Origin of the sequence: Streptomyces sp. NPDC050564, assembly GCF_044457265.1 — a bacterium.
Taxonomy (GTDB): Bacteria; Actinomycetota; Actinomycetes; order Streptomycetales; family Streptomycetaceae; genus Streptomyces.
On the sequence record NZ_JBITGS010000065.1, the window covers coordinates 20,402 to 27,001 of the forward strand.

Annotated in this window: 5 protein-coding genes and 1 pseudogene; 4 read left to right on the top strand and 2 right to left on the bottom strand. The window is 68.2% G+C overall.

Features of this window, described 5'->3' with window-relative positions; translation table 11 throughout:
* Positions 1-75 precede the first annotated feature (75 nt).
* Together ACIBK0_RS48570 and ACIBK0_RS48575 are read left to right on the top strand one after the other, a co-directional pair.
* Positions 76-603, top strand: coding sequence for a hypothetical protein (locus ACIBK0_RS48570; RefSeq protein ID WP_399095852.1), 528 nt, complete (start codon positions 76-78; stop codon positions 601-603).
* Between the two features lie 236 nt (positions 604-839).
* Positions 840-1,052, top strand: coding sequence for a hypothetical protein (locus tag ACIBK0_RS48575; RefSeq protein ID WP_399095855.1), 213 nt, complete (start codon positions 840-842; stop codon positions 1,050-1,052).
* A gap of 70 nt (positions 1,053-1,122) precedes the next feature.
* Here the strand turns inward: ACIBK0_RS48575 and ACIBK0_RS48580 are convergent.
* A pseudogene (locus ACIBK0_RS48580) lies at positions 1,123-1,410 on the bottom strand (hypothetical protein); the annotation flags it as partial.
* A 574-nt stretch (positions 1,411-1,984) separates the two neighbouring features.
* Here ACIBK0_RS48580 and ACIBK0_RS48585 point away from each other — a divergent pair.
* Complete coding sequence (locus tag ACIBK0_RS48585) at positions 1,985-5,194, top strand: CHAT domain-containing protein (RefSeq protein ID WP_399095858.1); 3,210 nt, start codon at positions 1,985-1,987, stop codon at positions 5,192-5,194.
* 22 nt (positions 5,195-5,216) lie between these two features.
* Positions 5,217-5,945: a hypothetical protein gene (locus ACIBK0_RS48590; RefSeq protein ID WP_399095861.1), complete on the top strand. Its 729-nt coding sequence runs from the start codon at positions 5,217-5,219 to the stop codon at positions 5,943-5,945.
* Positions 5,946-6,065: 120 nt separating this feature from the next.
* On the opposite strand, the gene ACIBK0_RS48595 is transcribed toward ACIBK0_RS48590, so the two are convergent.
* Complete coding sequence (locus ACIBK0_RS48595; RefSeq protein ID WP_399095864.1) at positions 6,066-6,410, bottom strand: hypothetical protein; 345 nt, start codon at positions 6,408-6,410, stop codon at positions 6,066-6,068.
* Between the last annotated feature and the right edge of the window lie 190 nt (positions 6,411-6,600).

Sequence of the window (6,600 nt, forward strand, 5' to 3'; positions counted from 1 at the left end):
CGTAGCCCGTTAGGGTCTGGGCGTGGCCTGGTTCGTCTGTGCGGGCTGGTCCAGCGTGGTGGAGGGAGGCATGACTTGGCTGTCCCGTGGGACCTGGTGATATCCAGTGCCGGCGGCGTTGCCGCCACGGTCGTAGGCGTCTTCGCCGGTGGCGTTGTGGGGCGGCGTGGCCAGAACGAGCAGTGGATCAGGGACAACCGCACGAAGGCGTATGCGGCCTTCTTGGAGGCGTTCGCCACGCTGGAGATGGACTTGCGTGAGGCGTTCCTGGAAGATCGGCCCCATACGTACGACTGGGTGCCGTGGCATTCGGCGCTGACCGCTGTCAGCCTGGTCGCGCCGCGTGAGGTGGCTGCAGCCGCTTCGGAGTTGACCGGCGCGGTGGGACGCTTCGCCGAACTGGTCGACAACTCCCCCAAGAGACGCGAGGACTTGCAGGAGGTTCACGCTGCGCTGGTCGCGGGACAGATCCGTTTCGTGAACGCGGCGCGCGAGTCGTTGGATGGCGGGCAGGAACCGCTTGCCTGGCAACTCGGAGGGCCGCCCGCGTGGCACGAGATTGAGCCGTATGCTCCCGCGCCGTCCGCGGGCGAGCCCGCGTAGGCCGCTGTTCGGCGGGCCGCTGACGACTCACGGGACGGAGGCCCCCGCGGAGCTTGCCGGCCTCCGCCATGCTCGCCACAGCGTCATTGCCACCAGCTGGCGACGCTGCCGCATGCAGCGTCGCCGCGTCCGCCCGGGGCGGCGGCTCACGGTGAGCGACGGGGCGGTGCGAGGAGGGGGACTGAGCCCGAGTAATCGATGTCTCCTGCAGCGGCCGTCCCGGTAGCGTCGCCGTCGTGACTCCAGCAGATCTCGCGGCCGTCATTTCCGACGGCGTACACGCGGCCATCCAGTCCGGACGCATCTCAGCAGAGTTGCCCGAAGAGATCCGCGTGGAGCGCCCCCGCCACCGCCGCCATGGCGACTACTCGACCAACGTCGCCATGCAACTCGCCACGTCCGCGGGCCTGGCCGCCCGCGCCGTCGCCGAGTGCTGGCCCCGCTGGTGAGCGCGGCCGATGGAGTCGCGAAGGTCGAGGTCGCGGGCCCTGGATTCTGCGGCCCGGAGGAGGCGAGGATGACGTTTTGCGGTTTCACGTCCCGGTGAACGATGCCCGCTTCGTGGACCGCGGTGAGTGCGGCCGCAGTACCGGCTGCCAACGCGTACAGCCGCGCTCCTGCCACGGGTCCGCGGGTTGTCACATGCTGGTCGAGGGTGAGGCCATGAATGAAGGGCATGGCAAGCCACGGGGTGAGCGCGTCGGTGTCGGCGTCGCGCACCGGGACCAGGCAGGGGCTCAGGTGCAGCAGGTAGCTGCGATCTCGAACCTCATCCGGACGAAGCTGCGTTGCTCTGGCGACACACATGACCTTGCGAGACTTCGTAGCGCCGTATTTTGGCCAGAGGCGCGTAGTGCCGTGAGCAGCAATCCCGTGGTTGAGCTGGAATTACGGGCGTATCGCAAGAATCCCAATGGAGCTTCTCGTGTTTGTGCAGTCAGGTCCGTAGCTTCGACTGGGGGAGGCAAGATGCCTTGCGCTGCTCGTTGGATGGGGGAGCGGCGGATTCGCTTACAGGCCCCTGCATGAACCGAGTTGGCTGCCTGATTTCGCGATGCAGGTGAACTTCCCCTGCAGCCAGCGAGTTGGTTGCCTCCAATTCCCTGCACGCCTGGATTCGTGCTGCCCGGACAGTGTCTGGACGAAGCTGCTGAGAGGGTCGCGCTTGCCGCCTTCTCGCGCGTGCGAGGGCCCGAGTCGGTGCCGGGCGCACTCGACATGAAGCAAGGAGTTCCCCATCCAGTCGGTCCGACCCGCGTAGCCTGTCATTGCGGAGCTGCTGGTGGATACGGGGGCCAACATGGACGAAGGCGGGGTTGGGGTACGGATTGCACTCCTGCAGGAGGCCTCGGCCCTGACGGGCGAGGCCAGGGAGCGCTTCTTGGACGAACACCCGGAGCTCTACGCCGAGCAGTACTTCGACCGGCTCCGAAAGGCCACCCAGCGGCTGCCCGAGACGAAGGCGATCGGATCGCTGCTCGGGCAGCTGGAGGACAGGATCGCGGCCTGGCTGAACCAGCAGGCGCAGTTTTCCATCGGCTACGCGCCCTACGAGCTTCTCTGGTCCCAGGTCACCGACGGCGTTGTCGGTCTTGCCGCCGCGGAGCGGACCGCGGCCGCTGCCTTTCGGCCCGCGGAGTCCCAGTCGTACGTCCGCGCGATCACCTCGCTCACCAAGAAACTGAACCCCGAAGCGGCCCTGACTCTGATCAGGATCGTGCGCGCCGCGACAGCGGCCAGACCGGGAGGGGCACTGGCTGATGAAGCGGGACGCTATGCGGAGGTGTTGTTCCTCGGTTGCGCCGCACGTGTCCTGGCGGAGCATGCCGACGGGCGGCTGTTCTCCATGGCGCTGATGGCGGGGGAAGCGGTGCTCGTGGAGGCTCGCCGGACCAACGACGTCGAACTCGAGATCTCCGCGCTCCTCGGTCTTGGAGCGCTGTGCACCAATCCGTATACGGGCAGACGGACTTCGCTCGACCTCGAGAGGGAGCTGTATCGGTGGCAACGACAGTTCTGGGAGACGCACCGGCAGGAACTCGAGGGACTGGACCCCGAGACGTGGCAGATGCCGCCCGTCTCCGAGACTCTTCCCCGGGGCGCGGACTACTACCGGCGGGCTGCCGGGCTCCTGCAGGGTCACGAGCGGGGCATGTCTCTCAAAGCCGCGGTTCAGAGCCTGCTCATCGCCGAGACCACGGGGGTCCCGGTGGACCGGGCCTCCCTCTCGCAATGGGGCCATGAAGCAGCCGGCCTCATCGACCCCGTCCTGGCGCCCGGGGAGGTGGTCGCGATCCTGCACCACCTTGTCGCGATGGGGGAGGACATCGACCTGAGTGTCGTGGACGCGCTGCTCGAACCCAGCCTGGATCAGAGACTGCGCCGTCACGGTCAGGAGATGGCGGTCGACGTCGCGCTCAACATCGTTTCCCTGCTGCGTCGTGTGGCCCCGCAGCGAGCTCTCGAAGCGGCGGACAGAGCCCGTCCGCTGATCGATCTTCTCGATCTCGGCTGGGCACGCCGCAGGCAGTGGAGCAATGAGGTGCAGGCGCTCGTCTCCGCCAGGGTCCCGGGTGGGTATGACAGTTTGTCGGACGCAGAGCCGGCCGTGGTACGGGAGACCGTCAAAGCCCGTGCAGCCGCAGAGGACTGGGATCCGCTGAGCCACGCGGCCGCCCTCGTGGGGCTCGCCGGGATGAGCCCTCACACCGACGACGAGGCATTCGGTCTGGCCATGCTCGACGAGGCGGAGGAACTCGCCCCGGTGTGGTGCCACGACCACGCACAGGCGCTGGACCATCTGCGTGCCACCCTGCATCTGGGGATCGCGGTCAACGCAGTGCAGGACGAAGACTGGGCTGCTGCCATCCAGTCCTACGCCACGTCACTGTCCATGATGTGCGATCTGGGACTGTCCGATGCCGCCCTCGACGTTCTTGCCCGCATCGACGACCTCGTCGCGCGTACCGACCACGAGGGTGCGATCAATACGGTCATCGGCATCGCCGCCTGCGCCATCCGCCTGGAGAACCTCAATGGTGACGCGGCGACGTGGTACCTGCAGAACATCTGCAAAAATGCCATCGCGACGCTGATGGCCGGCGCCCCCGGCACGAGGATCAACCCAGAAGCGCTGATCGTGGTGCTGCAGCTCGCGAAGGGGCTGCGATTCGCCGGACTCCTGCTCAGCCGCGACAGGTTCCGCTGGCAGGAGGACGACCAAGGGCGACGGTTGCTCGACCGACTCGATGAGGCGGAAAGCGAGCTGGCCGCTCGCGGCAACCCCGTCGACGAGCTGCCCGACCAGCCAGTGGACGAGCACATGCTGCTCGCGGCGTACTCGACGGCGGCACCGGACAACTTGACCGACACGCCCAGGAACCGGGTACGGGCGTTGCGTCACGCATACGACAGCCATCTGACGCGGCGTCTGCTCGCCGACTCACGCACCGAGGACCTGGTGCTCCTGGCGTCCGACGGCATCCAGCGGGCCCTGGACGACCGGACCGTCCTCATCGACGTCTACATCGGAGTCAGCCCTCAGCGGACGCTGGCGATCTACACGGTGGCGCTGACCCGGACCGGCATGCGTGCGGCAGCGGCCCTCAGCGACTTCCCCGACGCAGAACTCCAGTTCGGGGACGACGACGCCTCGGCCCGGGGGTCGATCGTCTCGCTGCTCGTATCGGAATTGCGCCGCAACCTCATGGAACCGAGTGACCCGGACGACGTGAGTGCGGAAACTCAAGAGGAACTGGACACCCTGCTGAGCGATTATCTGCCGGGCGTGGCGGCCTGCCTCGACACATGGCGCGCCGAAGGGAAGGACCACCTCTGTTTCGTACCGCACGGACCACTGCACTACGTGCCCTTCGGACTGATGCGGCACCGCGGACGCCCCCTCTGCGAGGACTGGACCGTCACGACACTTCCCAACCACGCACTCCTGCTGGACGAACGAGGCGGTGCCACCACGACAACCCGCAGGGAGCGGCAGCTCACGACTTTTGCGCTGACCTACCCCGAGGGAAACCCGCACGCCATGTCCCCCCTGCCCCACACCTCGAGCGAAGCGCGCGCCATCGGCGACGTCTTCGGAGTGGCACCGCTCCTGGACGACGACGCGACCGAAACCCGTTTCGTCGAGGCGCTCCAGACATCGCGCTTCGTCCATCTGGCGGCCCACGGGAGCCACGACTTCCACGCGCCCTCGTTCCAGTGCGTCTACCTCACACCGGACGAAGCATCGGACGGACTGCTCCGCGCTCACGAGCTGACCTCCCTGGACCTGCGCGGAACGGAGATGGTCACGCTGAGCGCGTGCGAGACGTCACTGGGCCGGATGGACCTGGCCGACAACGCGTGGGGGCTGCCGGCGACACTCCTCCTGGCCGGCGTGCGGACGATTGTCGGCACCCTGTGGGGTGTTCGGTCGGACACAGCCGAGTTCTTCTACCGTGAACTCTACGAACGGGTCCGCTCGGGCATACCCCGCCACTACGCCTATGCCGCGGCGCTCCGCAGCACCCGTGAGCAGTATCCGGTGTACCGCGACTGGGGCGCTTTCTCCTTCATCGGCGGGTGGGACTGAGCGATCCGGAGAGGAAGCGCGAATGGCGACCGAGGCCGACGACTCACAGCAGGACAGGTCAACACAACTGAAGATGGACATCCCTGATCTCTCGTTCGCTGCCGTGCCTCTCGATCCCCGGGAAGTACGCGCCGTTGCGGGTCCTCCCCTGTTGCCGGGCCGACTGCTGCTCGGCGGGCCCTTCTGGGCGCCGCTGCCCGGCGGACCTTCCGGGGACGATCCCGAGATCGCCGCGTTCCGAGACGACCCCGCGTGGCGGTGGGTGCTCGGTGTCATGGCGCTGTCCCTCCACCCCGACGACGGGGGACAGGAGCGCTTCGAGCGCGCCTGGGTCGATGTCGCTCTGGACCGGACCGATGGGGGCGAACCGGCGGCGGTGGCCTGGTCGATGAAACCGGACCGCAGCGCACGCGAGATGACGCGCAGCACCAAAGTGACGCTGGGACCGAGCCTCACGATCGCGGACATCGGTATCGATGCCCAAGTGGAGCGCGGCGTCGAACGCGTCCTGGAAGATGTCAGCCTCGAAGCCCTCAACGAGAAGACGGCCTCCGGCCGCTGGGTTCTACGACGCACCCGATCAGCAGAATTGCGCGGCTGCACCCGACTCGTCATGGTCGTGCGCGCTCCCCGCGACAGCGTCGTGCAGGCACGCCTCGACGTCGGATGCGTCTCCGCACGCAAACGGTATGTGTTCTTCTGGCCCACCACGACCCATGCGGAGCCGGACCGGGTCACCACGCTGCCCTGAAACCGTTCTCCCCGGTCCCACGCTGGTCGAGGCGAGGTCCAGGCTGGAAACCCGGAGCGCTGTGGGCCTGGACATGCCGATGCCCCGGGCCTGGGCCGGGGCATCGCAGCGTTGATGGGGTCAGCGGGGGATGACGGCTGCGGTGCTCCAGGCGGTGGCGCCGGCGATGAAGAACTCGATGCTGCCGCTCTGTCCGGTGCCGAGCAGCGCGATCGCGGCGACGAACGCGATCAACCCGGCAGCGATGAGCCCGTACTTGGCTGCGGCGCGGGCGGCGTGCGGGGCGGATTGGAGAAGCTCGCGGCGGCGGGCCCGGCGCTGACGGCGGCGCAGGCCGCGTACCCGGTTCTCGGCGACTTCGAGTTCGGCCCGGTGACCGGCGAGGTCCTGCTCCGCGGCGGCGAGGAAATCCTTGAAGCTGCTGCCGAGGATGTCCGGGAACTGCGGCTCGGGGGTGGCGGTCATGTCGGTGTCTCCCGGGTGGTTGCTCGTGCCGTGCGCCTACACCCGGTACGACGGAGGCGGGGGGCCCCCCGGTGTATTCGGGGGCCCCCCCCGGCGCGGCCAGGCGGTGGGCCAACCCCGCCCCGTGCGATCTCACCCCCCGCCCCGCGGCCGCCCCGCCGTTGTCCCCGCGCGGGGTCCGAGAGGTCCC